Here is a 26644-nt window from a genome sequence, read left to right on the forward strand (position 1 = left end):
CGTCAGGTTGGAACACCGGCTTCGACGTGCAGTGAGGGTCGGGAGTATAGATGGGTGCTGTCCCGGGTCTGGGGTCTGACTTATGACTCGTCTGACCGAGTGTCCTGTTGTCGCATTGTCGGCCGTTGACCGGGGATGGTGCGTTGTCGGTGCCGGGCCGACGGGGTGTGTCCCGATAGGGGCCTGCCGAACGATATGGCGTCCTCACGTTCCTGACCGTCCGACGTGGCCCGGTACCGGCAACGCGACGCGTCATTCGATCGGAGGGGTGGCGGGCATGCTCAGTTCAACTGTGTCCGGCGCGGCACCTGCTCCGAAGTCCCTCCGCCGTCGGCCTGCGCGGGAGGTGGCTTGGGAGTAGACCGCATCGGGGACGCACGGCTGAACAGCGAGGCGTCCCTCGCCCGCTGCGCGTGGCCAGTCCGTCGAGCGTTCTTCGGGAGCCGGTGGACCCGTCGCCTCAACCGCCGGCGGCCGCCGTCAAGCAAAATGCTGCACTCCACCGCATTATGCACATGCGCAAGCGGGTCGCCCCACGCGCTGAGGGTCACCTGAGCGTCGGATCAAGGAGGGCAGGACCGACGCAGAAACGTCCTCTGCCTGAGACGCTAGGCTGCCCGGGAGGTCTTTCACCTGGTCGGACAGCTGGAACCAGACCCCCGATCATAGGGGCTGTCGTGACAGATGAGAGGGTCGGGCGGGTGAGCGAGACACCCCCGAACACCCTGCAATACCGCTTTGACGGGCCGGAAGACGCACCAGTCCTGGTGATCGGCCCCTCCCTCGGTACCACATGGCACATGTGGGACCGGCAGATACCCGAGCTCACCCAGCACTGGAGAGTCTTCCGCTACGACCTCCCGGGCCACGGCGGCGCCCCCGCGCACCCCGCCACCGCCGTCGGGGAGCTCGCGGACCGGCTGATGGCGACGCTCGACGGACTAGGGGTGCAGCGTTTCGGCTACGCGGGCTGCTCCATCGGCGGCGCGATCGGGGCCGACCTCGCGCTGCGCCACCCGCAGAGGGTCGCCTCGCTGGCTCTGGTGGCCTCCTCGGCCCGGTTCGGCAGCGCCGACGAATTCCGCCAGCGCGGGGTGATCGTCCGTACCAACGGGCTGGAGCCGATGGCGCGCACCGCGCCGGAGCGCTGGTTCACGCCGGGCTTCGCCGCTGCGCAGCCGGCCATCGTCGAATGGGCCGTCCAGATGGTCCGTACCACCGACCCCGGCTGCTACATCGCCGCTTGCGAGGCCCTGGCGGCCTTCGACATCCGCAGCGAGCTCGGCAGGATCGGTCTTCCCACGCTCGTCCTGGTCGGCGCCGAGGACCAGGTCACCGGTCCCGGTGACGCCCGGACGCTGGTCGCGGGCATACCCGACGCACGGCTCGCCCTCGTCCCCGGCGCCTCCCACCTGGCCCCGGTCGAGCAGCCGGGAGCCGTCACCGACCTCCTGCTCACGCACTTCTCCACGGCCTGGCAGGACACCCTGGCCGCGATTCCCGCGCCCTCGTTCGCCCCGCGGCTCTCCGCCCCCGTGCTGCCCGTCGCGGAGCTCACCGCGGCCACCGCGCAGCCCGAGGCGGAGACCGGTGGGCGCACCGATCCGTACGCGCGGGGTATGAAGATCCGCCGTGAGGTGCTCGGTGACGCCCATGTGGACGGGGCCATGGCGGCCGCCGACGACTTCACCGGTGATTTCCAGGAGCTCGTCACCCGCTACGCGTGGGGCGAGGTCTGGGGCCGGGAGGGCCTTGACCGGCGCGCCCGCAGCACCGTCACACTGACCGCCCTGGTCGCCTCCGGACACCTGGAGGGCCTCGCCGCCCACGTCAGCGCCGCCCTGCGCAACGGGCTCACTCCGGCCGAGATCAGGGAGGTGCTGCTGCAGACCGCCGTGTACTGCGGGATCCCGGCCGCCGGCGCCGCTTTCAGGATCGCCCAGTCCGTGATTCAGGCGGAAACGACGCCTCCCGCGTAGCAGGATGGACCGTATGAACGCCCAGAACTCCGAGCCGCTCGCGCTCACGCTGACCAAGCAGTCCCACTCCTGCGTCCGACTGGAGAAGGACGGGCGCACGCTCGTCATCGACCCGGGCGGGTTCTCGGAGCGGGACGCCGCGATCGGCGCCGAGGCGATCCTGGTGACGCACGAGCACCCCGACCACTTCAACGAGGAGCGGCTGCGGGCCGGGCTGGAGGCCGACCCGGCCGCCGAGATCTGGACGCTGCGCAGTGTGGCCGAGAAGCTCGCGGCCGCGTTCCCGGGGCGGGTCCACACCGTCGGGCACGGCGACACCTTCTCGGCCGCCGGGTTCGACATCCAGGTGCACGGCGAGCTCCATGCCGTGATCCACCCGGACCTTCCGCGGATCACGAACGTCGGCTATCTGGTGGACGGCTCCGTCTTCCACCCGGGCGACGCCCTCACCGTGCCCGAGCAGCCGGTCGACACGCTGCTGCTTCCGGTGATGGCGCCCTGGAGCAAGATCTCCGAGGTGGTCGACTACCTCCGCGAGGTCAAGCCGCGCCGAGCCATCGACATCCACGACGCGCTGCTCACGGATCTGGCCCGCCCGATCTACGACAACACCCTCGGCACACTGGCCGGCGCAGACCACGCCCGGCTGGCCCCGGGGGAGTCGACCGGCGTATGACGGGCGCCGCCCCGGCCACTGTCAGTGGGAGCCGCTAGGTTTACGTACATGCGCATCGCCACCTGGAACGTCAATTCGATCACCGCCCGCCTGCCGAGGCTGCTGGCCTGGCTGGAGAGCACCGGCACGGACGTGCTGTGCATCCAGGAGACCAAGTGCACGGCCGAGCAGTTCCCGGCCGACGCGCTCCGTGAGGCCGGCTACGAGTCCGCGGTCAACGCCACGGGCCGGTGGAACGGGGTGGCGCTGGTCTCCCGCGTGGGCCTCGCCGACGTCGTGACGGGGCTGCCCGGCGGCCCCGACTACGACGGCGTGCAGGAGCCCCGGGCGATCAGCGCGACCTGCGGGCCGGTCCGCCTCTGGTCGGTCTACGTGCCCAACGGCCGCGAGGTCGAGCACGACCACTACGCGTACAAGCTGCGCTGGTTCGAGGCGCTGCAGAAGGCCGTGGCGGCGGACGCCGCCGGGGCGCAGCCGTTCGCCGTCCTCGGCGACTTCAACGTGGCCCCGACCGACGAGGACGTGTGGGACCCGGCCCTCTTCGAGGGCGCCACCCATGTCACCCCCGCCGAGCGGGCCGCCCTCGCGACCCTGCGCGAGGAGGGCCTCGCCGACGTGATGCCCCGCCCGCTGAAGTACGACCGCCCGTACACCTTCTGGGACTACCGCGAGCTGCGCTTCCCGAAGAACAAGGGCATGCGGATCGACCTCGTCTACGGCAACGCCCCGTTCACGGCCGCCGTCAAGGACAGTTACGTGGACCGCGAGGAGCGCAAGGGCAAGGGCGCCTCCGACCACGCCCCGGTGGTCGTCGACCTCGAACTCTGAGCAGGGGACGGGCTCGGGCGCCCGTCTGCGGCCTCTGAGCCCGCACGGCCTCGTGCACCCCGCGCATCGACGGACCCACCATGGCCCTTCCGCCCCCGGTGACCGTCGGCGGCGGTCGCGTTCCCCCGCCACGGAGCGGACGAACGCGGCGGTCGCGGGGGCGTGCCGGATGCTGACCTCGGTACGGCGCGGCTCGGCGATCGGCGCCGTAGCCGTGGCTTCATCCGGTACGGGCAGCCGGGGCGCCGTTGGACGACCGCCTCGGCAGGGTGCTCAGCCGTTCGAACTCCGCTGTTCGTACGCGCGCACGGCGGAGTCCGGCGCCGGGTCCTCGGCCCGGACCGGACGACGACGGCCCAGGGCGGCGGCCGCGGTGGCCAGCGCCATGACCATGAGCAGCGCGCTCACCCACAGCGGCGACCGGTAACCGAACCCCGCGCCGATGGCCAGCCCCCCGAGCCAGGGCCCGAGCGCGGCGCCCACGTTGAACGCCGCGGTGGAGAACGAGCCGGCCAGCGTCGGCGCGCCACCGGCCAGCCGGAACACGTGGGTGATCAGCGCGGTCCCGGTGCCGAACGCGAGCATGCCCTGGACGAGGACGAGCAGCACCGCCGCCACGGGGCTGCCGGCGGCCGACGCGAACAGAGCCCACCCGACGGTGAGGGCCACCAGCCCGGCCGCGGTCAGGGCGCGCGGCCGGGAGTCGATGACCCGGCCGCAGACGGCGACGCCGATGAACGAGCCCACACCGAACAGCGCGAGCAGGGCGGGCACCCACGCGGCGCCGAGTCCCGTGACCTCCCGGGCGACGGGTTCGAGGTAGGAGAACGCGCAGAACGTCGCTCCCTGGACGAGCGCGCTCGTCAGCAGGGCCAGGAGGAGCCGGGGCCCGGCAAGGGTCCGCAGTTCGGCGTACGCGCTCGGCAGCGTGGCAGCGGGCCGCCCCGCCGGAATCGTCACCGCGATCACGGCGATCGCCGGCAGCGCGACGAGGGCCACGGCCCAGAACGCCGCCCGCCATCCCCACTGACCGCCCAGCCACGCTCCTGCGGGCACCCCCGCCACACAGGCGACCGTGACACCGCCGACCACCACGGATGTGGCCCGCGCCCGGGCCTCGGGTCCGGCCAGGGCGACCGCGGTGACCAGGGCGACGGCCCAGAAACCGGCATTGGCGACCGCTGCGACGGCCCGCGTGGCCAGCAGCACCCCGTAACTGGAGGTGACCGCACCGACGACGTGCGCGGAGGCGAAGACGCAGAGGAAGAACAACAGCGCACGGCGCCGGGGCCAGTTGCGGCCCAGGAGCGCCATCGCGGGCGCCCCGAGAACCATGCCCACGGCGAAGGCCGAGGTCAGCAGGCCCGCGGCGGGAATGGAGACGTGCAGGTCCTCGGAGATGCCCGACAGCAGGCCGGACAGCATGAACTCGGACGTGCCCTGGGCGAAGACGGCGAGCCCGAGAGCGTAGACGGAAAACGGCATGAAGAACCCCATGGACGGCTGATGGACGAAACCGGTCGGGGACGCGGGCCGCACCCGCCCGTCGTGACGAGCGGCAGAACGGCAGAACGGCAGAACGCCAGGACGGCAGCTCCGCAACGCGGCAGAACGGCGGAGCCGCGGAACCGTGGAACGGCAGAGGCGGCAGCAGAGCCGTGTGGTGCCGGGAAGGACGACGCCTCGGGTCGGCCGCCGGGAAGGACGACGCCCCGGGGCCGGCCGCCGGGAAGAAGCTCTACCCGTACGCAATGCCGAGCGTGACCCGCATCGCATGGGTCCGGAGGGCGGCAGCGCGACAGCCGTGCCGACGCGAAGGCGGTCGGGCGCGGACGCGGGGAGCCACCGGGGGACCGGTGGCTAGCGTCTGTCGGACTCGGGGCTGCTCATGAAGGGGGAACCTACCAGCCGGAGCCGCGCTCCTCCACCGCCTTCTCGCCGGTTCGCTCCGCTCCGCGACCTTCCGCGACCTTCCGCTCGCTTCCGCTCCCGTGCCGTTCCGATCCGGGAGCGTGTCCGGGTGAACGTGGGGCGTACGCGCGGTGTTCAGCACTCGAACGACAGGCCGCGCGCCCTGTGGTGCGGATCCGGGCCGGGATGGGAACCTGAGTGGTATGAACATCCCTTTCTTGGACAACTGGCGTAAGCGTCACGACGGAACGCGGGAGGCGGGGCTCGCGGCCGCCGTCGAGGCCGATCCGGAAGGCGTGGCCGCGCTGCTCGCCGAATGTGAGCTGCTCCGCGTCCGGGTGGGGGAGAGAGGGCTCGAACTCGACGACAGCCCGGCCTCGTTGACGGCGCTGGACCAGTTGCCGCCGCGCTGGCGCGACGATCCGGAGGAGCTTCCCTGGCTGGGCAATGACGCGGGGCTGTATCTGGGTACGGTTCTGGTGCGCAACGTCGACGGCGCGCACTGGCAGATCTGGCCCAGCGGCCAGCCCGTGGTGCGCCTCGCTTCCGGCCGCGAGATCGATGTGGTCGAGGCCGGTCTGGACTGGGCGATGACGGGCAGCCCCGAGCTCTCGCAGGTGTACTCGGAGTCGGCCGAGGGGTGACGGCCGGCCGCGCGTGCCGTGCGGCGAGATAAAACGCCTTATGACCCATTTACGCGTGTCGGGTGTGAAGTCCCTTTCCGGGGTGGATAGTTTGCGCTGACCTCGACAAAGCGATAATTGGGTAGGGCAGCGTATGGCCGTCGATCCGTTGATCGAGCTGCGTGACGTCAATAAGTTCTACGGAAAGTTGCACGTACTGCAGGACATCAATCTCACCGTCGGCCGCGGGGAGGTGGTGGTGGTCATCGGCCCCTCCGGCTCCGGTAAGTCGACGCTCTGCCGGACCATCAACCGCCTTGAGACGATCGAGTCGGGCCGCATCTCCATCGACGGCAGACCCCTCCCCGAGGAGGGCAAGGGACTGGCGCAGCTGAGGGCCGAAGTAGGCATGGTCTTCCAGTCGTTCAACCTGTTCGCGCACAAGACCGTGCTGGCCAACGTCTCGCTGGCGCAGCTCAAGGTCCGCAAGCGGAAGAAGGACGAGGCGGACCGGCGGTCCCGGGAGCTCCTGGAGCGCGTGGGGCTCGTCGGTCAGGCCGACAAGTTCCCCGCCCAGCTCTCCGGCGGCCAGCAGCAGCGCGTGGCCATCGCCCGGGCCCTCGCCATGGACCCCAAGGCCCTCCTCTTCGACGAGCCGACCTCGGCCCTCGACCCGGAGATGATCAACGAGGTGCTGGAGGTCATGCAGCAGCTCGCCCGTGAGGGCATGACCATGGTCGTCGTCACCCACGAAATGGGCTTCGCCCGCTCCGCGGCCAACCGCGTCGTGTTCATGGCCGACGGTCGGATCGTCGAGGACCGCACCCCGGAGGACTTCTTCACCTCCCCGGAGAGCGACCGCGCCAAGGACTTCCTGTCCAAGATCCTCAAGCACTGACGGGAGGCCCTGTGTTGCGTACGAGAAAAGTACTGGCCGCCTGTGCCGGCCTGCTGCTGGCCGTCCTTGCCGCGGGCTGCGGCAAGGAGGGCAGCCCGCCGGTGAAGGGGCCGAAGGCCGAGGCGCTGCCGGTCTACCAGGTCGACACCTCCTTCAGCCTGCCGGACTCCAGGACCTGGCGGCAGGCGAAGAAGCGCGGATACCTGCGGGTGGGAGCCAAGGAGGACCAGCCCTACCTCGGCGAGAAGGACCCGGCGACGGGGGTCTACTCCGGTTTCGACATCGAGATCGCCCGGATGATGGCGGCCTCGCTGGGCTTCGATCCGAAGACGATCCGGTTCAAGACCATCGCCTCCGCCAACCGCGAGACCGCCCTGCAGAACGGGCAGATCGACTACTACGTCGGCACCTACACCATCAACGACATGCGGAAGAAGCTCGTCGGGTTCGCCGGCCCCTACTACATGGCGGGCCAGGGGCTGCTGGTCCGTACGGACGAGGACGACATCCACGGACCGCAGGACCTGGCCGGCAAGACGGTCTGTTCGGCGGCCGGATCGACCCCGTACCAGCGGATCGCCGCCGACTACCCGAAGGCGAAGCTCGTCGCCTACGACACGTATTCGATCTGTGTCGACAACCTGCTGACGTACCAGGTCGACGTCGTCACCACCGACGACGCGATCCTGCTGGGCTTCGCCGCGAAGGCGCCCGAGGAGATGAAGGTCGTCGGCAAGCCGTTCTCCGAGGAGCCGTACGGCATCGGGGTCCCGCGCAGCGACAACGCGCTGCGGTTCGCGCTCGACGACGCGCTGGAGGCCAACGAGAAGAACGGCAACTGGAAGAAGGCGTTCGAGGCGACGCTCGGCCTCTCCGGAGCGCCCGCTCCGAAGCCGCCGCCCATCGACCGCTACCCGGCGAACTGAGAGGACGGCCACGACACATGGACGTACTCACCGACAACTTCTCGCTCTACGCCAAGGGTTTCCTCGGAACCGTCGAACTGACCTTCTACGCCTCGATCCTGGCGTTGGTCGTCGGCTTCGTCATGGCCTCCTTCCGTGTGGCGCCCGTCGGCTCGCTCCGGGTGCTCGGCACGGTCTGGGTGACCGTGCTGCGCAACACCCCGCTCACGCTGCTGTTCTTCGCCGTACTGCTCGGTCTGCCGCGCTTCGGCCTGGTCCTGCCGTTCAACGTCTTCGCGATCCTCGCCCTCGGCTGCTACACCTCCGCGTTCATCTGCGAGGTGCTGCGTTCCGGCATCAACACCGTGCCCACCGGGCAGGGCGAGGCGGCGCGGAGCCTCGGCATGACGTTCGGCCAGACGCTCGGCACCGTGGTGCTGCCGCAGGCGTTCCGCTCGGTGATCCCGCCGATCGGGTCGACGCTCATCGCACTGGCCAAGAACTCGGCGATCGCCGGGGCGTTCAGCGTCACCGAACTGCTCGGCACGTACAAAACGCTCAACGAGCTGGGCTACAGCATCATCTGGACCTTCGTCTGGATCGCCGTCGGGTACCTGATCATCACTCTGACCATCAGCGCGATCTTCAACGTGCTGGAAAAGCGCTGGGGAGTCGCCCGATGACCGCCCACTCCACCCCCAGTGCGACCGTCCTCTACGACATCCCGGGGCCGCAGACCCGCAAGCGGCACCTCGTCTACGGGATCGTCTCGACGGTCCTGATCCTCGCCCTGGTCGGCTGGGTGATCTATCTGCTCTTCGACACCGACCAGTTCACCAGCGACAAATGGACACCCTTCGAGTACAAGGGCATTCAGGAACTGCTGCTGCGCGGGCTCGGCAACACCCTCAAGGCGTTCGCGTACGCCGCGGTGCTCTCGCTGGCGCTCGGGGCGGTCCTCGCGGTGGGCAGGCTCTCCGACCACCGGCCGGTGCGCTGGGTGGCGACGGTCCTCGTCGAGTTCTTCCGCGCCATGCCCGTCCTGGTGATGATCTTCTTCATCTTCGTCGCGCTGAAGGTGCAGCCGTTGCCGGCCCTGGTCGCCGGACTGACGCTGTACAACGGATCGGTGCTCGCCGAGGTGTTCCGCACCGGCATCAACTCGGTGGAGCGCGGCCAGGGCGAGGCGGCGTCCGCGCTGGGCATGCGCAAGACGCAGGTCACGACCTTCGTGCTGGCACCGCAGGCGCTGCGCGCGATGCTGCCCACCATCATCAGCCAGCTGGTGGTGGCACTGAAGGACACCTCGTTGGGATACCTGATCACCTACGAGGAATTCCTCCACGCGGGGAAACTCATCGCGTCCAACCTCGACTACGATCTGCCCTTCATCCCCGTGGTGATGGTGATCTCGCCGATCTACATCGGGATGTGCATGCTGCTCTCGTGGTTCGCCACCTGGGTGGCGAAGCGGCAGCGGCGCAATCCGAAGACGGAAGCGACGGGCGTCGGCCCGGCGCAACCGGGCACGCTGATGCCGGAAGTGCGGTAGGCGGGATCTGCCGCGAGGTGCGGTCCGGGCCGTGATGCCCGTCCGGCAGCAGCCGGTGATCACTTCTCGCGCCTGGCACGGACGCCTGCGAAGGCCCGTGCCGGGCGGGGGAGAAGGTCAGCTGCGAACCGGCCGTGCCGGTCGTACGGGTGATGCGGGCCGTAACGGCCGTGGTGCCCGTCAGTCCAGAGCGCTCCTGGTCCGCCAGTCGGACCAGGAGACGTTCCACGCCCCGTACCCGTTGCCCTCCGCGACCGTGCCCTTGGCGTCCGCGCCGGTGATCTCGAACGGGTCGCCGACCCGGGCCTGACGGTAGAGGGAAGCGGCGTCGGCGTCGCTCATCCCGACACAGCCCGAGCTGTGGTTGGCCACCCCGAAGTACGCCGCGTTCCACGGCGCGGCATGGGCGTACATGCCCGACCAGGTCAGCCGCATCGAGAAGTCGACCATCTTGTCGTACGCGTCACCGAGGCCCACCGTCTCGGAGTTCATGTTGATCGTGCCCTCCTTCGCCATCAGGACGGCCGTGCCCCGCCACGAGGCCCGGTCGCCACCCGGTGTCCCGGCGGACATGGGCACGTCCATGACCGTCCTGCCGTCCCGCTTCAGGGCCAGCCGGTGGCGGTCCAGGTCCACCTCGACCACCTGACTGCTGCCGACGGTGAACGTCGTCGCGTAGTCCCGTACGAACAGGCCACCCGAGGAACCCGAGTCGACGCCGTTGAGTTCGGCGTCCAGGGTGATGCGTGTGCCGGACTTCCAGTACTCCTTGGGCCGCCAGTCCACGCGGTCGCGGCCGGAGTAGTCCCGCAGCCAGCCCCAGGACCCCTCGGTGTCGTTCGACGTGGAGACCTTGAGCGCCTTCTCGACCGCGCCCCTGTTCTTCACCGGGTTGTCGAACACGATGGACAGCGGCTGGGCGATGCCGACCGTCGTGTTCTTGCCGGGAGCGAGGGTCAGCTTGTTCACCTTGCCGGCCGCGGCCGTGGTGAACCCGGCCGTGGCACCGCSGCCGCCGCTGTCCTTCGCCTCGACGCGGTACGTGGTGCCGGGCGCCGCCGGCCGGTCGGACGTCCAGGTCCTGCCGTCGGGTGAGAGCCGGCCGGTGAGGGCGTCGCCGCCGTCGGCCGAGACCGTGACGGTGCGCAGTCTTCCGGCGGCCAGAGTCACCGTCACCGGCCGGCCCGCGGCGGCCGCGGTGCCGCGCAGGTTCACCGAGATCCGGGTCTCCGCGGCCTTCGAGGAGTCCGTGCCCCGCGTCTTGCCGTCATGACCCGAGGCCGCGGCACCCCCGGAGCAGGCCGTCAGCGTGATGCCGAGCACCGCGGTACCGGCGGTCAGGGCGAGCCGGGCGGGGCGCGGGGGCGACACGGAACGGACGGTGCGCCGGGCGGCGGATGTGAAAGGGGCGGGTATCAACGGGAAAACCTCCTGGGCCTTGCTCTGTCGTCGAGTGGGAGGAATGCGCCGGAGTCTTGAGCCGGCCGGGAATAGGGGAGAGAGCCCTCCAATTGCCGGTCAGCCTAGGTTCCGTGAATCCGCGGAAATACGGGAATGCGGTGTGTGACAGGAAGCGCAGCGCAACGGTCACCGTCCGGTCACATCCGGCGCGCAGCCCGGTCATGGTCCGCTGTGAGCATCCTGTGCAGCCCCGCCGAACCGCCGCGGGGCCCACGAGGGAGGGCCACGGACATGTCAGCGCTGCTCGCGACCGGAGACCGCAGCCGTCATCAGGACCTACGGATACGCGGTCTGACGGCCGCCGAGCACCGCGCGCACCTGGCCACGCGAGCGGACGCGAGCTTTCTCCAGTACCCGTCCTGGGCCGGTGTGAAGGACCAGTGGTCGTCGGAAAGGGTCGGCTGGCTCGACGAATGCGGTGAGGTGGCCGGCAGCGCGCTGATTCTCTACCGGCAATTCCCCGGCACCCGCAAATACTTCGCCTATATACCGGAAGGGCCGGTGGCGGACTGGGCAGATCCCGGAATCGATCACTGGCTGCGGCCCCTCATGGCGCATCTGCGCGGCGCGGGGGCATTCGCCGTACGCATCGGTCCGTCCCCGGCCTACCGCAGCTGGGACACCGCCCGCCTCAAGGCCGCCACCGGCCCCGGCCGCACCGTCGGTGACGTACTGGCGCGCGAGGTCGACCCGCTCGGCGCGGCCGTGGCCGACCGGCTGCGGGCCCGCGGCTGGCGGCGCTGCGGCGGGGACGGCGACGACGCCGACGCCCAGCCCCGCTACGTCTTCCGGGTGCCGCTGACCGGACGGACCCCGGACGACCTGTGGGCCGGGCTCAACCAGGAGTGGCGCCGCAACGTCCGCAAGGCCGGCCGGGCGGGCGTGCGCATCGTCACCGGGAGCGCGGCCGAACTCCCCGACTTCCACCGCCTGCTGCGGATCACCGAGGAACGCGACGGATTCCGGCTCGGCCGCTCCCTGGCCTACTACCAGCGCCAGTACGCCGTGCTCAACGCCGAACAGCCGGGCCGGATGAAGCTCTGCCTCGCCGTGCACGAGGGCGAGATCCTAGCCGCCCACACGATGATCAGCACCGGGCGCCGGGTCTGGTACCAGACGGGCGCGTCCGCCGACCACCGCCGCGAGGTCCGCCCCAGCAACGCCCTGCAGTGGCAGATGCTGCTCGACGCCCAGGCCCAGGGCGCGGAGGTGTACGACATGCGCGGGGTATCCTCCACCCTCGATCCCGACGACCGTCCCTTCGGGCTGCTGCGCTGGAAGCTCGGCACCGGCGGGCAGGTCGTGGAGACGCTCGGAGAGTGGGAGACACCAGTGGGCGGAACCGCCAACAAGACGCTGTACCGGGCCTTCCAGGCCTACCTGGCGCACCGGTGACGGCCGCGGACGCGACCACCGGCACGGTCGCCCCCGAACAGCGCGAACGCCAGGGCTCCGGCTCCGTGCTGCGCAGCGGCGCCGTCATGGCCGCCGGTTCCGTCGTCTCGCGGGCGACCGGGTTCATACGCTCGGCGGTCGTCGTCGCCGCGCTCGGCACCGGACTGCGGGCCGACGGCTACACGGTCGCCAACACCGTCCCCAACATCCTCTACATGCTGCTGATCGGCGGCGCCCTCAACGCCGTCTTCGTCCCCGAACTCGTCCGGGCGGCTCGGGAGCACTCCGACGGCGGGGCTGCCTACACCGACCGCCTGCTCACCCTCTGCACCGTCGGGCTGCTCGCCCTCACCGCGCTCGCCGTCGTCGGTGCCCCGCTGATCATCTCCGTGTACGCCCCCACGTACGACGGGGACCAGGCCGAACTCACCATCGCCCTCGCGCGCTACTGCCTGCCTCAGATCCTCTTCTACGGGCTCTTCACCCTGCTCGGGCAAGTACTCAACGCCCGCAACCGGTTCGGCGCCATGATGTGGACCCCCGTCCTCAACAACCTCGTGATCATCGCGGTCTTCGGGCTCTACCTCTGGACCGCGGCGAGCTCCGGCGGTGAACTGACCTCCGCGCAGGCCCAGTGGCTCGGCTGGGGGACCACGGCCGGGATCGCCGTGCAGACCCTCGCACTGGTGCCGGCCCTGCGCGCCGCGAAATTCCGCTGGCGGCCCCGGTTCGACTGGCGCGGCAGCGGACTGACCCGGCCGCTGCGGGCGGCCGGCTGGCTCGTGATGATGGTGCTCACCAACCAGGCCGCCTACTGGGTGGTGACCCGGCTTTCCACCGCCACCGGCCAGCACGCGGCGGACCAGAACGTCGCGGGTGGCGCCGGCTACACCGCGTACAGCTACGCCTTCCAGCTGTGGGTGGTGCCGCAGGGCATCGTGACCGTCAGCCTCGTGACCGCGCTGATGCCGCGGATGAGCCGGGCCGCCGCCGACGGCGACCTGGCCGGGGTGCGGCGCGACGTCTCGTACGCGCTGCGGACCTCCGCCGCCGTCGTGATCCCGGCCGCCGCCGCCCTGCTCGCCCTCGCCCCGTGGGTGATGGGGTCCGTCTTCGGATACGGGAACACCGGCCCGGCCGACATCACCGTGATGGCCGGCATGATGGCCGCCTTCGCTCCCGGACTCATCGCGTACTCCGGTCAGTACGTGCTCTCCCGCGGCTTCTACGCGATGAGCGACACCCGCACCCCCTTCCTCCTCAACCTGGTCATCGCCGTGCTCAACGCGGGGCTCTCGGTCACCGCCTATCTGCTGCTGCCCGCACGCTGGGCGGTGACGGGGATGGCGGGGGCGTACTCCGTGGCCCTGTTCGCCGGGTTCACCGTCACCGCGTACGTACTGCACCGCAGGGTCGCCGCTTCCGGTGCGCCGGGGCCCTCGCTGCTGCGCTCGCCGGGGGTGTGGGCGCACGCCCGCCTGGTGACCGCGTGCGTGCCCGCGGGGCTGCTCGCGTACGGGGCGGCCCGCGTCGTCGACACGGACGGGGCGGGACTCGGGGACTTCGCCGCGGCCGGGGCCGGGGTGCTGGTCCTGTTCCTGGTCGTGGCCCTGCTGGCCCGCCCGCTGCGGCTGACCGAGGTCAGCACGGCACTGGGCGCCGTACGCGGCCGGCTGCGACGCGGCTGAGGGACCACCGGTCCGCTCACACTTCTGAATCCACTCCTTGACCGCTGGGACAATGACGCCATGCCTCGCGTGCTGCTGATCGAAGACGACCCCTCCGTACGGGAAGGGGTCGAGCTGGGCCTGCGCAGGCGCGGGCACGACATGCGGACCGTCGGCACCGGCGAGGCGGGCCTCGCCGCACTCGACGACTTCCGGCCCGAACTCGTCCTGCTCGACCTCATGCTGCCCGGAATGAACGGCGTCCAGGTCTGCCGCCGCATCCGCGAGACCAGCCAGCTGCCGATCATCATGCTCACCGCACGCGGCGACGACTTCGACGTCGTCGTGGGACTGGAGGCGGGCGCGGACGACTACATCGTCAAGCCCGCCCGCACCGAGGTCATCGAGGCCAGGATCCGCGCGGTGCTGCGGCGGCTCGCCGAACCCGCAGGGCGCAGCGGCGTCGAGACCCACGGCGCACTGACGGTCGACCGGGTCGGCCTCACCGTCGCCAAGGCGGGGGAGCGGCTGCTGCTCGCCCCGTCCGAACTGAAACTGCTGCTGCATCTGTCGGCCGCGCCGGAACAGGTCTTCAGCCGCCAGCAGCTTCTCGAATACGTATGGGAGCACAGCTACCACGGTGACGCCCGGCTGGTCGACGCCTGTGTGCGCAGGCTGCGGCAGAAGATCGAGGACGTGGCGGGAAGCCCGTGCTACATCCAGACCGTCCGCGGCTTCGGCTACCGCTTCGGGCCGCTCGGATGAAGCTGATCTCCGCCCGGTTCGGCCTGCGCACCCGCCTGATAGCCGCGTTCCTGTTCGTAGCCGCGGTCAGCGCGGCCACCACCGCGACCCTGACCTACCGCGAGGCGCGCTCGGCGATCCTGCAGCAGGCGCAGGACACCGCCGTCGCCCAGTTCCGCGACCGCGTCAGCGCACGGGGCACCGACCTGCCACCGGACCGCCTCGGGCTGCGGGACATGTGTCTGGGACTGGCTCGTGACGGCAAGGCCCGAGCCTGGACCGTCTTCGCCGAGTACGGGAGCCTGCGGGTCTCCTCCTCGGACCGGCCGACCTCCACCGTCATCACGGCCGGCCTGCGAGCGGCTACCCAACAGAACAGCCACGGCTCGTTCCAGCGGGTCGTCAAGGACGGCAAGCCCTGGCTGACCGTCGGCATGCCGGCGCTCTTCAACCGCGGCGACGGCCGCCAGCCCACCGGAATCGTCCTCTACGCCGTGATGCCCCTGGCGACGGAGGAGGCGAACGTCGCCGCCATGGTCAGCGCGGCCCGCGACGGCGCCCTGCCCGCCCTGCTCATCGCGCTGGTTCCCGCGCTGCTCGCCGCGCGCAGCGTCCTGCGTCCGGTACGCGATCTGCGCCGCGCCGCCGCCGGCATCGGCAGGGGCGAGCTCCACACCCGGATCGCGGTCCGCGGATCCGATGAACTCGCCGGACTGGCACGGACGTTCAACGAGTCATCGACCAAACTGGAGGAGTCCGTGGAGGAACTCCGCCGGGCCGAGGAACGGGCGCGGCGCTTCGCCTCGGACGTCTCGCACGAACTGCGCACCCCACTCGCCGGAATGCTCGCTGTCACGGAGGTCCTCGACGAGGACGCCGCCGGGCTGCGCCCCGACACCGCCGCGGCCGTCCGGCTGATCAGTGCCGAGACCGGAAAGCTCGCCACGCTCGTCGAGGACCTGATGGAGATCTCGCGGTTCGACGCCGGGGCCGTCGATCTCCACAGCGACGAGGTCGACGTGGCCGAGACCATCCGCAAGACCCTCCAGGCCCGACACTGGGAGGACCGTATCCGTACCGAACTCCCGCAGGACGTACGGGCGGTGATCGACCCGCGCCGCTTCGACGTGGTCATCGCGAACCTGGTCGGCAACGCCCTCCGGCACGGAGCCGAGCCCGTCACGGTACGGGTGCGGACCGGGCGGCGGGACGGGGTGGCCCGGCTGGTGACCGAGGTCGAGGACAGCGGCCCCGGCATCGACGCCGCCGTGCTCCCGCACATCTTCGACCGCTTCTACAAGGCCGACGCGGCCCGCACCCGGTCGACGGGCAGCGGACTGGGCCTGGCGATCACCCGGGAGAACGTCCGGCTGCACGGCGGCACGGTCCATGCCGCGAACCGGCCTGCGGGGGGCGCGGTGTTCACCGTCGAGCTGCCGCTGGAGGGCGTATGAGGAGCGCGCGCGTGCTCGGTGCGCTGCTGCCGCTGGCGTTGCTCGCCGCGGGCTGCGGCATCCGGGCCACGGAGGTCGTCGAGGCGGGCGAACCCGCGGTCGTGCAGGTCGCCCCGGCGGGGCAAATGGGCACGGTCCTGTACTTCGTGTCCTCGTCGACGGCGTCCCGGCTGATGCCGGTCGTGCGCTACGCCGAAAGGCCGGAGGACGGATCCGGGGCGGGCTACGGCGAGAAGCCGCCCGCGGGGGCGACGAAGGCTCTCGGCCTGCTCTTCTCGGGCCCCACCGGAGCCGAGCGTGACGCGGGCCTGCGCTCCGAACTTCCCGTAGCCCGGGTCAAGATCGGCGTCGAGCTGAGCGCGCAGGGCGTGCGCGTCGCCCTGAACACCCCGGTCACCACGCTGTCGGAATCCGCACGCCAGCAGCTCTTCTGCACCGCGGCCCAGGCCCGGACGGCCGACCGGGGCGAGGCGGTGACGGTGACCGGCCCCGACGGCGTCATCGGGCCGGCCCGCTGCTCCGTCTGACGGCGCCCCGGCCCTCACCCGTACGCCCGAGCGGTGCCGGTGTCGCCGTCCGGTACCGGCGCGCTCCCCCGTACGGCACGGCGGAGTGGCCCCGGAACGCGGGGTTGCGTCGAATGGGGGCTGGACGTCGGGGCGGGATCGGGAGGCGCAATGTCGTGGACGAGCCGGGTGCGGGGCCTCCGGAGCAGGGCGGAGAGCCGGTTCCCCGTGCTCTCGGAGCTGACGAGCCGGCTGGTGAGCGGCAACCTGCTTGACGCGGGCACCCGGCTCGCCGCCCAGGCGTTCCTGGCCTCGGTACCGCTACTGTTCGCCCTCGCGGCCTTCGCCCCGCAGAGCGTCCGGGACCAGCTCGGTGAGTCCCTGCGGGCCATGTTCGGTCTGACCGGCCCGTCCGACCGGGAACTGCGGCAGGTCCTGGGCCGGACCGCCACCGAAGGGCTGCGGGAGACCACCGGGATCGTCGGCGTGCTCGTGGCGCTGGTCTCGGCCACGAGCTTCAGCCGCGCGATGGCCCGGGTGTGCGAACGGGCCTGGCTGCTCCCGAGGGCCGGGACCAGGATCGCGGCCTGGCGCTGGGCGGTGTGGCTGCTGGTGCTCCTGCTCGTGGTGCTGCTGCAGGCACCGTTCCGTAACGGCTTCGGGGCCGGCCTGTGGCTGGGTGCCCCGGTCTTCTTCCTCGTCAGTACGGGGGTGTGGCTGTGGACCCAGCACCTCCTGCTGGCCAACCGGGTCCGGTGGCTGCCGCTGCTGCCGGGCGCCCTCCTGGCCGCCGCGGCCACGAGCGCACTCGCGCTCACGGCCCGGCTCTACATGCCGGGCGCACTCAACAGGGCCCTGGGGGAGTACGGCTCGCTGGGACTCGTCCTCACGCTGCTGTCCTGGCTGATCGTGGTGTGCGGCGCGCTCACCTTCGCGTTCACCATCGGTGCCGTACTCGCCCGGGAGCCGCCGCTGAACCGGTACTTCGGCCCGGACAGCACCGGTAGCTGAGGAGGCGTCAACAGCGCTTCGCGCTGGCGTCCTTACGCCATGTCGACAACCCGCCACCCCGAGCCCCTGCCCTCGGTCCGGCTTCGTCCCATAGACCTTCCGGGACGCAACCGACCGAAAGAGGGACCGTGCGACCACACACCGCCTCCCGAGGGCGAAGGCTCACCGCCTTCGCCCTCACGGCCGCCCTGGCCGGCTCACTGCTGAGCCTCTCCGGCCCGCTCGCCCACGCCGCGCCACCCGCACCGACCGCGAAGATCCCGCACCCGCTCGGGGCGCGGAAGGCCGACGTACCCAAGGACGTCCGGGCCGACAAGCTGGGCTCCCACGACCGCACGCTGCTGCAGAAGGCACGCTCCGGCAAGGCGAAGACGGTCACCGTCCTGCTTGCCGCGCCCGAGGGCCGCACCGCACAGCTCCGTGCCGACCTCGCCGCGCTGGGCGCACATGTCGCCACGTCGGACGACCGGCTCGGTTACGTACGCGCGACCGTGCCGACGGAGAAGGCCGAGAAACTGGCGGCGCTCGGCAGCGTCGACGCGATCGACCTCGGCGAGACCTTCGACCTGCCGGACCCGTCCCCCGTCTCGGCGGCCGACCGGAAGGCCTCCGCGGCCGGCAAGCCCGCGGCCGCGCCCGGAAAGGGCACGCCCGCCGCCAACCCCTACCTGCCGACGGCCGACACCGGCGCCGTCGACTTCGTCGAGGACCACCCGGACTGGGACGGCCGCGGCGTGACCGTCGGCGTCCTCGACACCGGCGTGGACGCGAGCCATCCCGCGCTGCGGACCACCACGACCGGCGCCCCGAAGATCGCCGACTGGGTCACCGCCACCGACCCCGTGACGGACCAGGATCCGACCTGGCTGGAGATGCGGACCAAGGTCACCGGCCCGTCCTTCTCCAGCGGCGGCGTCAGCTGGACCGCTCCCGAAGGCGCCTTCCAGTTCCAGGTGTTCAAGGAGAGCGGCACCTGGGGCAGCGAGCTGGGCGGCGACGTCAACCGCGACGGCGACTACACGGACAGCTTCGGCGTCCTGTACCGCAAGGCCGACCACACCATCTGGGTCGACACCGACCTCGACCACTCCTTCGAGGCGGACGAGACCGTACGTCCGTACGCCGAGAGCGGCACTACGGCCCGCTTCGGCACCGACGACCCCGCCACCCCCGTCGCCGAGTCACTGCCCTTCACCGTCGAGTACCGCGACGACGTCGACCTTTCCCCGCGTGGCGGCACCAGCACCGGCAAGACCGCCGACTTCGTCAACATCGGCATCGTCTCCGGCGCCCACGGCACGCACGTCGCCGGCATCGCCGCCGGGCACGGCCTGTTCGGCGGGAAGATGAACGGCGCCGCGCCCGGCGCCCGCATCGTGTCCGAACGCGTCTGCATGTTCAGCTCCGGCTGCACCTCCTACGCACTGGTCGAGGGCATGATCGACGCCGTCGTGAACAAGCACGTCGACGTCGTCAACCTGTCCGTCGGCGGACTGCCCGCGCTCAACGACGGCCAGAACGTCCGCGCGGTGCTCTACGACCGGCTCATCGACGAGTACGGCGTGCAGATCTTCGTCTCCGCCGGCAACGACGGTCCCGGCATGAACACCGTCGGGGACCCGTCCGTGGCCGGCCGCGTCGTCAGCGTCGGCGCCTCGGTGAGCCGGGAGACCTGGTGGGCCGACTACGGTTCGCGGGTCTCCGCACGGCAGGCGCTTTTCCCGTTCTCCGCGCGCGGACCGCGTGAGGACGGCGGGATGAAGCCGACCCTGCTCGCGCCCGGCGCCGCCGTGTCCTCGATACCTACCTGGCTGCCGGGCTCGCCCGTTCCGCAGGCCGGCTATGAACTCCCGCCGGGCTACGGCATGTTCAACGGCACCTCGATGGCCTCCCCGCTGGCGGCGGGTGATGCCGCACTCCTGCTCTCCGCTGCCGCCGGCACCGGTCGCGAGAGCGTCACCCCGGCCGCCCTGCGGGCCGCGCTGACGGGCTCCGCACGCTTCCTCGACGACGAACCCGCGTACGCGCAGGGCGCCGGCCTCATCTCGGTGCCCGCGGCCTGGAAGACCCTGGCCGGGAAGCCCCACGGCAAGCGGCCCGAGCCCACCGCCTACGACGTCGAGGCCCCGGTCTGCGGCGCCCTGTCCGGGATGCTCGCCACCCCGCACAGCGGCGAGGGCGTCTACAACCGCTGCTCGCCCCAGGACGGCGGCCAGGTCACGGGCAAGGCCCGCACCTATGACGTCGAGATCACCCGCACCGGGTCGGGCAGCACCGTCACCGAGCTGTCCTGGCTCGGCAACGACGGCACCTTCGACGCTCCCGCGCGGGTCCGCCTGAACCAGGGCGACAGCACCGTCGTGCCCGTGCGCGCCCGCGCCCGGACCACCGGAGCGCACTCCGCCGTCCTGCGCGTCGACGACCCGGCCACCCCCGGCGTCGACCGGATGATCCTGGTCACCGTGGTCGTCGCGGACCTACCCGCGAAGCCCGCGTACCGCGTCACGGCGTCGGGCGAGGCCGTCCGCAACCGCACCCGGTCGCTGTTCGTCTCCGTACCGAAGGGTGCCACCGCCGTACGGGTCGACCTGTCCCGTATCGCCGAGGGCTCCCAGACCCGCTTCCTGGCCGTCGACCCCCAGGGCATGCCGGCCGACGACACCGCGGCCGCCCGCTGCTACACCCACTACTCCGACGCGAAGGAGTGCGACCCCACCACCCGGGTGTACGCGCATCCGATGCCCGGCGTCTGGGAGTTCGAGGTGGAGAGCCGGCGTACCTCACCGCTGCTGGACAACCCCTACCGGCTGACCGCGACCGTCCAGGGCGCCACGCTCGACCCGCCGTCCGCCATCGTCGCCGAGGCGGCGCTGCACGCCCCGCTGGAGCGGAACGTCACCGCCGTCAACGCCTTCGCGCCCGTTCGCGCGCACGCGGCCGGCGGCGCCCTGGGCGCTCTGGCAGAAGCGCATCCCACCGTCGGCGACCAGCAGATGACCGGCAAGCAGGTCACCGTTCCGCGCGACGCCTCACGCTTCGAGGTGTCGATGGGCAACGTGTCCGACCCGAAGGCCGACCTCGACCTGTTCCTGGTCGCCCAGAGCGGCGCGCTGATCGCGTCGTCCACCAACGGAGGTTCCGAGGAGACGATCACGGTCGACAAGCCGACGCCCGGTTACTACTTCCTCCAGATCGCCGGGGTGAGCGTGCCCTCCGGCAGCACGGAGTTCGACATCCAGGACACGATGTTCTCCGACTCCCTCGGCGCCGCGACCGTGGAGGACGACACCCCCGTCGACCTCGCCTCCGGCGCGTCGCTGGGCATCCGCGGCCGCCTGGTCGCCGACACCAGGCCCCCGGCGGGCCGCAGCCTGGTGGGGCGCTTCTCCCTGGTCACCGAGGAGAACACCGTCATCGGCAGCTCCGACGTCCTCATCGGCGCGGTCACCCAGCCGAAGGCCGAGGTCATCGGCGCGTTCGGCCCCGCCATCGCCTTCGACCTCGACGACCGCGGCCGCGTCGTCGGATCCCGGCAGCAGGCCGGCCGCTCCCAGCCGATCCGCTGGGACGCGGCGACCGGCGTCACCCCGCTCGACAACGCGGGCGCCCGCGAGGGCCACGCCCTGGGCGCGAGCCACTCCGCGGGCTACGCCGTGGGCCAGTTGACGCTGACCGAGGGCACCCGCGGTGGCGTGTGGTCACCGGACGGCACGCTCACCACCCTGCCGCTGCCCGGCTGGGAGGCGTACACCTACGACCGGGCGTTCGCGGTCAACGACTCCGGCACGGTCGTCGGCAACGCTTCCGGCCTGGTCACCGACCCCGCCACCGGTCGCAAGCTCACGGTCAACGAGGGCTTCACCTGGACGAAGGACGGCGGCTTCACGAAGCTGGCCCACCTGACGCCGTCCGAGCGCGGCCTCACCGAACCGCTCGCCCTGAACAACGCCGGAGTGACCGTCGGGCACTCCCGGAAGGACGGCCTGCGCCGGGCCGTCCGATGGGCGCCGGACGGGACGGTCACCGACCTCGGGACGCTGCCGGGGATGAGCGACAGCTCCGCCCGGGACATCAACGAGGCCGGCACGGTCGTCGGCACCAGCGGGCACGACGCGTTCGTCCTGAAGCCGGGCGGCACCATGACCCGGCTGCCCGACTTCGGGTTCGACGCGGACGCTCTCCAGATCAACGAGGCCGGCTGGATCGTCGGCACCGCCGAACTGGGCCCCGATGTCACGACCGCTGTGATGTGGGACCCCCAGGGCCGGATGTACGACCTCGGAGCGATGGTGGACACCCATCACTGGGTGCCCACCGAGGGCATCGGGGTGAACAACCGGGGCGAGGTCGCCTTCTACGCCATGGACACGACGGACGGCGGCTCGACGAAGGTCGTCACGGCCGGACTTCCCGACTGAGACCGGGAACGGGTCCGGCGGAACCCGGCTCATGGGCTCCGCCGGACCCGTTCCGAGTCGTTCGGTGCGCTCGGTGCTCCGGTCGCTCCGGGTGTCCGGTCGTGACGATGACCCACTCGCCGGGGCGGGTCCGCGAGGCCGCGCCCCGAGGGCGGAGTCAGCCGTGCAGGGCCAGGTAAGGCGCCACCATCAACAGGCCCGCGACCAAGGCGTACTTGAGGCGCCGGGCCGGAACCCGGTGGGCGATGCGCCAGCCGATCAGGACCCCGGCCAGTTCCGGCACGCCCACCAGAGCGGCCAGCGGCCAGTCCACATCGCCGTGCAGCACATAGGCCACCGTGCCCACACCCGCGATCACGATCGACTGCGCCTGTGCCGCGGCCAGCGCCGCCAGCACCGGCAGTCCGCAGACGACGAGCAGGGGCACGGCGAGCATCGGGCCGCCGAGCCCGAACAGGCCCGCCGCCAGCGACACGACGAAACCGACCACCGCCGAGCGGACGTGGGGAACACCGGGGCCCGTGAGGTCGTCGGGCACGTGCGCGGCGCGCCGGTCGCGTACCCACACCAGCACTCCGGCGACGGTGACCGCGCAGGCGAGCAGCAGTCCGAAGCCGCGCCCTGCGACCAGGGTGTTGCACAGCACGCCCAGCGGGGTGCCGGCCAGCGCCGCCAGGGCCAGCACGGCGGCGCAGCGGCGGGTGGCCGCCGCCTTCAACTGACCCGAGTGCGTATAGGCCGCTGTGCCCAGGAGGCCGGTGGCGACGTGCGTGACGATCGCGGTGCCGGCGACACCGGACGGCGACAGGCCGGTGAGGAGGAACAGACCGATCGTCGGCAGCACGCCGCCGGGTCCGATGGCCGTGATCCCGATACCGCCGAGGAGGCCGGCGAGAGCCAGCAGGACGAGGTGGGCGGCGTCCGGAGGGGCCGTCATCCGTTCAGCTCCTCGGCAGTACGGCGCGCAGCGCGAACCGGTCGGCGCGTACCCGCAGGGACTCCACGTCGACCGGCCGCCCGTCGGACAGCCGGGTGAGCCGGTCGATGGCGAACAGCGCGGCCCCGGCCGTGACATCGAGCACCCGGGCGATGTCCGGCTCGGCGGTGACCGCGTGCACGGTGACCTCGGCACTGCCGAGGGCGGCCCCGGTCACCTCCTCGATCAGCGCGAACAAGTCCTGTTCCACCAGGTCGCGTTCGAGCAACGGCCGCCCGATGTCGGGCGCCAGCCATGTGGAGTCCAGGGACAGCGGGCTGCCGTCGAGCCGGCGCAGCCGCTCGATGTAGACGGCCGGTGACCCAGCGGGCAGGGCGAGACGCTCGGCGATGGCCGGGGGCGGCCGCGGGACGACGTGTGCTTCACATACGTCGTTGGAGACCGTGCCATAAGGGGTGAGCTCTTCCGCGAGCCCCGCCAGACGGTCGAGTCCGTGGCGGTAGGTGTGCGCGGTGACGAGGGTGCCGATGCCGCGCCGCCGGACGACGAGGTTCTCGTCCCGCAGCAGGTTCAGCGCCTCCCGGGTGACGTTGCGCGAGGCGCCGAGCGATCGGCTCAGCACGTGTTCGTCGGGGAGCCTGCCGTCCTCGAACTCACCGGCGACGATGCGCTGCCGCAACGCGTCGGCGGCCCGCCGGGCCTGTGCCGCCCGGCCCGTGGTCATGGTCATGTTCTGCCCCCTCAGCCTGTTCAGGGCTGCAGACCGTACCCGCCTCCATGTTTCGCCGGTGTTACGCCACCCCTTGCGACCTGGGGAAACGCCTGACCTGTGGTTCTGTCGCTGGCCGGGGGACCAACGCCGGTCCGGACGACTCGGCGCTCGTACTCCTCCCGTCCGAGCGGGTGCCGTGGCCGAGACCGCCGGCCATCGCGCCCGGAGCTTCCGCGCGGCGGACGCCGCCGCGCGGAAGCGTCAGTGAGGCAGCCCGACCGTCCGCTCGCCGCTGCGCCGCTGCTGGATGACGACGGCGATGACGAGAAGCGCGCCCTGGGCGACGTTCTGCCAGAAGGTGTTGATGCCCTGGACGGTGAGGCCGTTCTCCAGACAGCCGAGCAGCGCCACCGCCAGCAGGGTGCCCCCGATCCCGCCCTTGCCTCCCTTGAGCGCGGCACCGCCCAGGGCAGCCGCGGTGATCGCCTTGAGTTCGAGACCTTCGCTGCCGGACACCGGCTGTCCCGATCCGGTACGGGCCGTGAGCAGGATGCCGGCGATGGCGGCGACGACCCCGATGAGCGCGTAGACGCAGATCAGGTACTTGTTGATGCTGATGCCGGCGAGCCTGGCGGCGGTGTCGTTGCCGCCGATGGCGTACAGATTGCGCCCGATGTCGGTGTACTTGAGCAGCAGGTGGACGGTGACGGCCACGACGATCAGGATCCAGACCATGACCGGCAGACCGGCTATCTTGCCGCGCCCGAGGAAGATGAAGACGTCGTTGTTGAGGACATAGCCCTGGGCGCGCCCGTCGGAGAGGAGTTGGGCGAGCCCCTTGTACGCGGCGAGGCCGGCGAGCGTGGCGATCGTGGGGTTGACCCGGCCGTAGACGATCACGATGCCGTTCAGGGCGCCGATCAGCATCCCGACGCCGACGGCGGCGGCCATCCCGAGGAAGGCTCCCGACCCGGTGGCGGTGAAGGTCATGGCGCTGACCACGGAGGCGACGCCGACCTGCGATCCGACGGAGATGTCGAGGCCACCGCAGATGATGACCACGGTCTGGACGATCGCGAGCAGCCCGGTGATGGTCGCCGCCTCCGCGATGACCTGCATGTTCGACAGGCTCAGATAGTTCTCGTTGAGGACTCCGAAGAGGGCCAGGACGACGGCGAGCGCGCCGATCAGGCTGATGTTCTGTCCGCCCGTGCCGGCGAAGAGCTTCGGACGTCGCGCAGCGACGCCGTCGTCGGGGGACCCCTTCACAGCGGGGGAAGGGGTACGGGTGAGGGTCATGATGAGGCTCCGGGGGCGGGGCCGACGATGTCATCGGCCATGGCGAGTTGGAGGATGGACTCTTCGGTGGCATCACCGCGGTCGAGTTCGCCCGTGATCCGGCCGCCCTGCATGACGACGACGCGGTCGGCCAGGCCGAGGAGTTCGGGGAGCTCGGAGGAGATGACCAGCAACGCGACTCCCTCGGCGGCGAGATCGGCGATGATCCGGTAGATCTCGGCCTTCGCGCCCACGTCGATGCCGCGGGTCGGCTCGTCGAGGACCAGGACCTTCGGCTTGCGGGCGAGCCACCGGGCCAGGACCACCTTCTGCTGGTTGCCGCCCGAGAGTTTGCCCACCTCGTGGTCGATGGACGGGGCGCGCACCCGCAGCCGGTCGGTGTACTCCTGCGCGAGGCGGCGCTCCGCCGCGCGGCGGACGAAGCGGAAGCGCCGCAGCCGGTCCAGCACCACGAGCGAGGTGTTGTCCTTGATGGACTGCCGCAGGAACAACGCCTGGGCCTTGCGCTCCTCGGGCGCCAGCCCCAGCCCCGCCCTGATCACCTCGCCGGGCCGGCCGCTGCGCAGCGGCGTGCCGTCGAGGGCGACGCTGCCGCTGCGGATGGGGGCGTCCCCCGCGAGCGCGAGGGCGAGTTCCGAGCGGCCGGCCCCGATCAGGCCGGCGAGACCGACGACCTCGCCCGCCCGCACCTGGAGCGAGATGCCCGTGACATCGTCGGTCGTGAGGTCCTGGACGTCGAGGACCAGCCGGTCGACCGCCACGCGTTGGCGGACGAACGCGGCAGACAGATCGCGGCCCACCATCCGGCGCACCAGCTCGCTCTCGTCGGTGGCCGCGGCGTCCTGGACACCGACCAGGCTGCCGTCGCGCAGCACCGCGACGCGGTCGGCCAGCTGGAAGATCTCCTGCATGCGATGGGAGACGTAGACGAGGGCGATGCCCTCGTCGCGGAGCCGCCGGATCAGCGTGAACAGTGCGTCGACCTCGTGCTCCGACAGCGACGACGTCGGTTCGTCGAACGCGATCAGCCGCGCGGTCGTGCCGCCGGTCAGCGCACGCATGATCTCCACCAGCTGCCGCTGGGCGGGGGTGAGCTGCGAGCCGAGCAGGGCGGGGTCCAGGACATGGGCGAAGCCCAGCCGGTCCAGGTCGGCCCTGATGCGCCGGTTCAGCTCGGCCCGGTCCAGCAGCCGTCCGCGGGTGCGGGGGAGAGCGCCGGCGTAGACGTTCTCCGCCACGGAGACGTGGGGGATGATCTCGGGCTCCTGGGGGATGATCCGTATCCCGGCGGCCCGTGCGCGTGCGGGGGAGTCGAGCGCGACCGGCTCCCCGTTCACGACGACGCTCCCCTCCGTGGGCTGATGGTCACCGGTGAGGATCCTCAGGAGCGTGGACTTGCCGGCGCCGTTCTCACCCATCAGCGCGGTGATCCGGCCGGCGGGGAACTCGAGCGTGACGCCGCCGAGTGCCTGCACCGTGCCGAAGCGCTTGGTGACGCCCGAGACCGCCACGGGAATCGGGTGGGGCGCCGCCGGCAGCGGATGGCCGTGGGGCTCCGGCGCGTGGGCCGGGTCTTGCGCGGGGTTCATGGTCGGTTCACCTCGAAGGCACGGTGCAGGCAGGGGGCGTGGTGCGGTTCGCGGGCGGGTGCGGGAGATCGCCCGCGGG

Annotated in this window: 21 protein-coding genes; 15 read left to right on the forward strand and 6 right to left on the reverse strand. The window is 71.4% G+C overall.

The annotated features are described in order from the left end of the window. The first annotated feature begins 701 nt into the window (after window positions 1-701). The 3 genes from pcaDC to EAO72_RS39120 are packed head-to-tail and all read left to right on the forward strand — an operon-like array spanning window position 702 to window position 3483. Complete coding sequence (gene pcaDC, locus EAO72_RS39110) at window positions 702-1979, forward strand: bifunctional 3-oxoadipate enol-lactonase/4-carboxymuconolactone decarboxylase PcaDC (RefSeq protein ID WP_148021729.1); 1278 nt, start codon at window positions 702-704, stop codon at window positions 1977-1979. A gap of 13 nt (window positions 1980-1992) precedes the next feature. Next, complete coding sequence (locus EAO72_RS39115) at window positions 1993-2655, forward strand: MBL fold metallo-hydrolase (RefSeq protein ID WP_148021730.1); 663 nt, start codon at window positions 1993-1995, stop codon at window positions 2653-2655. A gap of 48 nt (window positions 2656-2703) precedes the next feature. After that, window positions 2704-3483 carry an exodeoxyribonuclease III gene (locus tag EAO72_RS39120; protein ID WP_148021731.1) on the forward strand — a complete coding sequence of 260 codons (780 nt, stop codon included), beginning with the start codon at window positions 2704-2706 and terminating at the stop codon, window positions 3481-3483. 273 nt (window positions 3484-3756) lie between these two features. On the opposite strand, the gene EAO72_RS39125 is transcribed toward EAO72_RS39120, so the two are convergent. Continuing rightward, complete coding sequence (locus EAO72_RS39125) at window positions 3757-4968, reverse strand: Cmx/CmrA family chloramphenicol efflux MFS transporter (protein ID WP_148021732.1); 1212 nt, start codon at window positions 4966-4968, stop codon at window positions 3757-3759. A gap of 629 nt (window positions 4969-5597) precedes the next feature. Here EAO72_RS39125 and EAO72_RS39130 point away from each other — a divergent pair. The 5 genes from EAO72_RS39130 to EAO72_RS39150 all read left to right on the forward strand — a co-directional run bounded on the left by EAO72_RS39130 (window position 5598) and on the right by EAO72_RS39150 (window position 9372). After that, window positions 5598-6038, forward strand: a complete 441-nt coding sequence (locus EAO72_RS39130) for a DUF6278 family protein (protein ID WP_148021733.1) — start codon at window positions 5598-5600, stop codon at window positions 6036-6038. Between the two features lie 133 nt (window positions 6039-6171). Then, window positions 6172-6915, forward strand: a complete 744-nt coding sequence (locus EAO72_RS39135) for an amino acid ABC transporter ATP-binding protein (protein ID WP_148021734.1) — start codon at window positions 6172-6174, stop codon at window positions 6913-6915. Window positions 6916-6929: 14 nt separating this feature from the next. Then, window positions 6930-7841, forward strand: a complete 912-nt coding sequence (locus tag EAO72_RS39140) for a glutamate ABC transporter substrate-binding protein (RefSeq protein ID WP_148021735.1) — start codon at window positions 6930-6932, stop codon at window positions 7839-7841. Between the two features lie 17 nt (window positions 7842-7858). Next, window positions 7859-8503: an amino acid ABC transporter permease gene (locus EAO72_RS39145; RefSeq protein WP_148021736.1), complete on the forward strand. Its 645-nt coding sequence runs from the start codon at window positions 7859-7861 to the stop codon at window positions 8501-8503. After that, entirely contained in the window at window positions 8500-9372 is an 873-nt protein-coding gene (locus EAO72_RS39150; RefSeq protein WP_148021737.1) for an amino acid ABC transporter permease, read from the forward strand. The genes EAO72_RS39145 and EAO72_RS39150 overlap by 4 nt, the downstream gene beginning before the upstream one ends. A 180-nt stretch (window positions 9373-9552) precedes the next feature. On the opposite strand, the gene EAO72_RS39155 is transcribed toward EAO72_RS39150, so the two are convergent. After that, entirely contained in the window at window positions 9553-10743 is a 1191-nt protein-coding gene (locus tag EAO72_RS39155; protein WP_148021738.1) for a L,D-transpeptidase, read from the reverse strand. 321 nt (window positions 10744-11064) lie between these two features. Here EAO72_RS39155 and EAO72_RS39160 point away from each other — a divergent pair, with 321 nt between their 5' ends. The 7 genes from EAO72_RS39160 to EAO72_RS39190 all read left to right on the forward strand — a co-directional run bounded on the left by EAO72_RS39160 (window position 11065) and on the right by EAO72_RS39190 (window position 22028). Continuing rightward, the gene (locus EAO72_RS39160; RefSeq protein WP_148021739.1) at window positions 11065-12228 is read left to right on the forward strand and encodes a lipid II:glycine glycyltransferase FemX; all 1164 of its coding nucleotides are present in this window, start codon (window positions 11065-11067) and stop codon (window positions 12226-12228) included. Continuing rightward, window positions 12225-13916 (forward strand): murein biosynthesis integral membrane protein MurJ, encoded by a 1692-nt coding sequence (gene murJ, locus EAO72_RS39165; protein ID WP_148021740.1) that lies wholly within the window; start codon window positions 12225-12227, stop codon window positions 13914-13916. The genes EAO72_RS39160 and murJ overlap by 4 nt, the downstream gene beginning before the upstream one ends. A 60-nt stretch (window positions 13917-13976) precedes the next feature. Next, window positions 13977-14660 (forward strand): response regulator transcription factor, encoded by a 684-nt coding sequence (locus tag EAO72_RS39170; RefSeq protein ID WP_148021741.1) that lies wholly within the window; start codon window positions 13977-13979, stop codon window positions 14658-14660. Then, complete coding sequence (locus EAO72_RS39175; protein ID WP_148021742.1) at window positions 14657-16093, forward strand: sensor histidine kinase; 1437 nt, start codon at window positions 14657-14659, stop codon at window positions 16091-16093. Before EAO72_RS39170 ends, EAO72_RS39175 begins: the two co-directional genes overlap by 4 nt. Then, on the forward strand, window positions 16090-16620 hold the full coding sequence (locus EAO72_RS39180; protein WP_148021743.1) for a hypothetical protein: 531 nt from the start codon (window positions 16090-16092) through the stop codon (window positions 16618-16620). Before EAO72_RS39175 ends, EAO72_RS39180 begins: the two co-directional genes overlap by 4 nt. 150 nt (window positions 16621-16770) lie before the next feature. Further along, the gene (locus EAO72_RS39185) at window positions 16771-17610 is read left to right on the forward strand and encodes a YhjD/YihY/BrkB family envelope integrity protein (RefSeq protein WP_148021744.1); all 840 of its coding nucleotides are present in this window, start codon (window positions 16771-16773) and stop codon (window positions 17608-17610) included. Window positions 17611-17738: 128 nt separating this feature from the next. After that, window positions 17739-22028 (forward strand): S8 family serine peptidase, encoded by a 4290-nt coding sequence (locus tag EAO72_RS39190; protein WP_222724144.1) that lies wholly within the window; start codon window positions 17739-17741, stop codon window positions 22026-22028. 157 nt (window positions 22029-22185) lie between these two features. Here the strand turns inward: EAO72_RS39190 and EAO72_RS39195 are convergent, their stop codons facing one another. The 4 genes from EAO72_RS39195 to EAO72_RS39210 all read right to left on the reverse strand — a co-directional run bounded on the left by EAO72_RS39195 (window position 22186) and on the right by EAO72_RS39210 (window position 26565). Next, the gene (locus tag EAO72_RS39195) at window positions 22186-22965 is read right to left on the reverse strand and encodes a sulfite exporter TauE/SafE family protein (RefSeq protein WP_148021745.1); all 780 of its coding nucleotides are present in this window, start codon (window positions 22963-22965) and stop codon (window positions 22186-22188) included. Window positions 22966-22969: 4 nt separating this feature from the next. After that, window positions 22970-23695, reverse strand: coding sequence for a GntR family transcriptional regulator (locus tag EAO72_RS39200; protein ID WP_148021746.1), 726 nt, complete (start codon window positions 23693-23695; stop codon window positions 22970-22972). A 243-nt stretch (window positions 23696-23938) separates the two neighbouring features. Beyond that, entirely contained in the window at window positions 23939-24976 is a 1038-nt protein-coding gene (locus tag EAO72_RS39205) for an ABC transporter permease (protein ID WP_148021747.1), read from the reverse strand. Then, on the reverse strand, window positions 24973-26565 hold the full coding sequence (locus EAO72_RS39210) for a sugar ABC transporter ATP-binding protein (protein ID WP_148021748.1): 1593 nt from the start codon (window positions 26563-26565) through the stop codon (window positions 24973-24975). Before EAO72_RS39210 ends, EAO72_RS39205 begins: the two co-directional genes overlap by 4 nt. Window positions 26566-26644: the final 79 nt, after the last annotated feature.

The sequence above is a fragment of the Streptomyces sp. OR43 genome, from assembly GCF_008042275.1.
Lineage (GTDB): Bacteria > Actinomycetota > Actinomycetes > Streptomycetales > Streptomycetaceae > Streptomyces.

Excerpts from the sequence above, each read along its gene's own strand:
- EAO72_RS39115 (WP_148021730.1), top strand. The coding sequence starts at position 1,993 with ATGAACGCCCAGAACTCCGAGCCGCTCGCGCTCACGCTGACCAAGCAG.
- EAO72_RS39120 (WP_148021731.1), top strand. The coding sequence starts at position 2,704 with ATGCGCATCGCCACCTGGAACGTCAATTCGATCACCGCCCGCCTGCCG.
- EAO72_RS39125 (WP_148021732.1), bottom strand. The coding sequence starts at position 4,968 with ATGCCGTTTTCCGTCTACGCTCTCGGGCTCGCCGTCTTCGCCCAGGGC.
- EAO72_RS39130 (WP_148021733.1), top strand. The coding sequence starts at position 5,598 with ATGAACATCCCTTTCTTGGACAACTGGCGTAAGCGTCACGACGGAACG.
- EAO72_RS39135 (WP_148021734.1), top strand. The coding sequence starts at position 6,172 with ATGGCCGTCGATCCGTTGATCGAGCTGCGTGACGTCAATAAGTTCTAC.
- EAO72_RS39145 (WP_148021736.1), top strand. The coding sequence starts at position 7,859 with ATGGACGTACTCACCGACAACTTCTCGCTCTACGCCAAGGGTTTCCTC.
- EAO72_RS39150 (WP_148021737.1), top strand. The coding sequence starts at position 8,500 with ATGACCGCCCACTCCACCCCCAGTGCGACCGTCCTCTACGACATCCCG.
- EAO72_RS39160 (WP_148021739.1), top strand. The coding sequence starts at position 11,065 with ATGTCAGCGCTGCTCGCGACCGGAGACCGCAGCCGTCATCAGGACCTA.
- EAO72_RS39170 (WP_148021741.1), top strand. The coding sequence starts at position 13,977 with ATGCCTCGCGTGCTGCTGATCGAAGACGACCCCTCCGTACGGGAAGGG.
- EAO72_RS39175 (WP_148021742.1), top strand. The coding sequence starts at position 14,657 with ATGAAGCTGATCTCCGCCCGGTTCGGCCTGCGCACCCGCCTGATAGCC.
- EAO72_RS39180 (WP_148021743.1), top strand. The coding sequence starts at position 16,090 with ATGAGGAGCGCGCGCGTGCTCGGTGCGCTGCTGCCGCTGGCGTTGCTC.
- EAO72_RS39185 (WP_148021744.1), top strand. The coding sequence starts at position 16,771 with ATGTCGTGGACGAGCCGGGTGCGGGGCCTCCGGAGCAGGGCGGAGAGC.
- EAO72_RS39195 (WP_148021745.1), bottom strand. The coding sequence starts at position 22,965 with ATGACGGCCCCTCCGGACGCCGCCCACCTCGTCCTGCTGGCTCTCGCC.
- EAO72_RS39200 (WP_148021746.1), bottom strand. The coding sequence starts at position 23,695 with ATGACCATGACCACGGGCCGGGCGGCACAGGCCCGGCGGGCCGCCGAC.
- EAO72_RS39205 (WP_148021747.1), bottom strand. The coding sequence starts at position 24,976 with ATGACCCTCACCCGTACCCCTTCCCCCGCTGTGAAGGGGTCCCCCGAC.
- EAO72_RS39210 (WP_148021748.1), bottom strand. The coding sequence starts at position 26,565 with ATGAACCCCGCGCAAGACCCGGCCCACGCGCCGGAGCCCCACGGCCAT.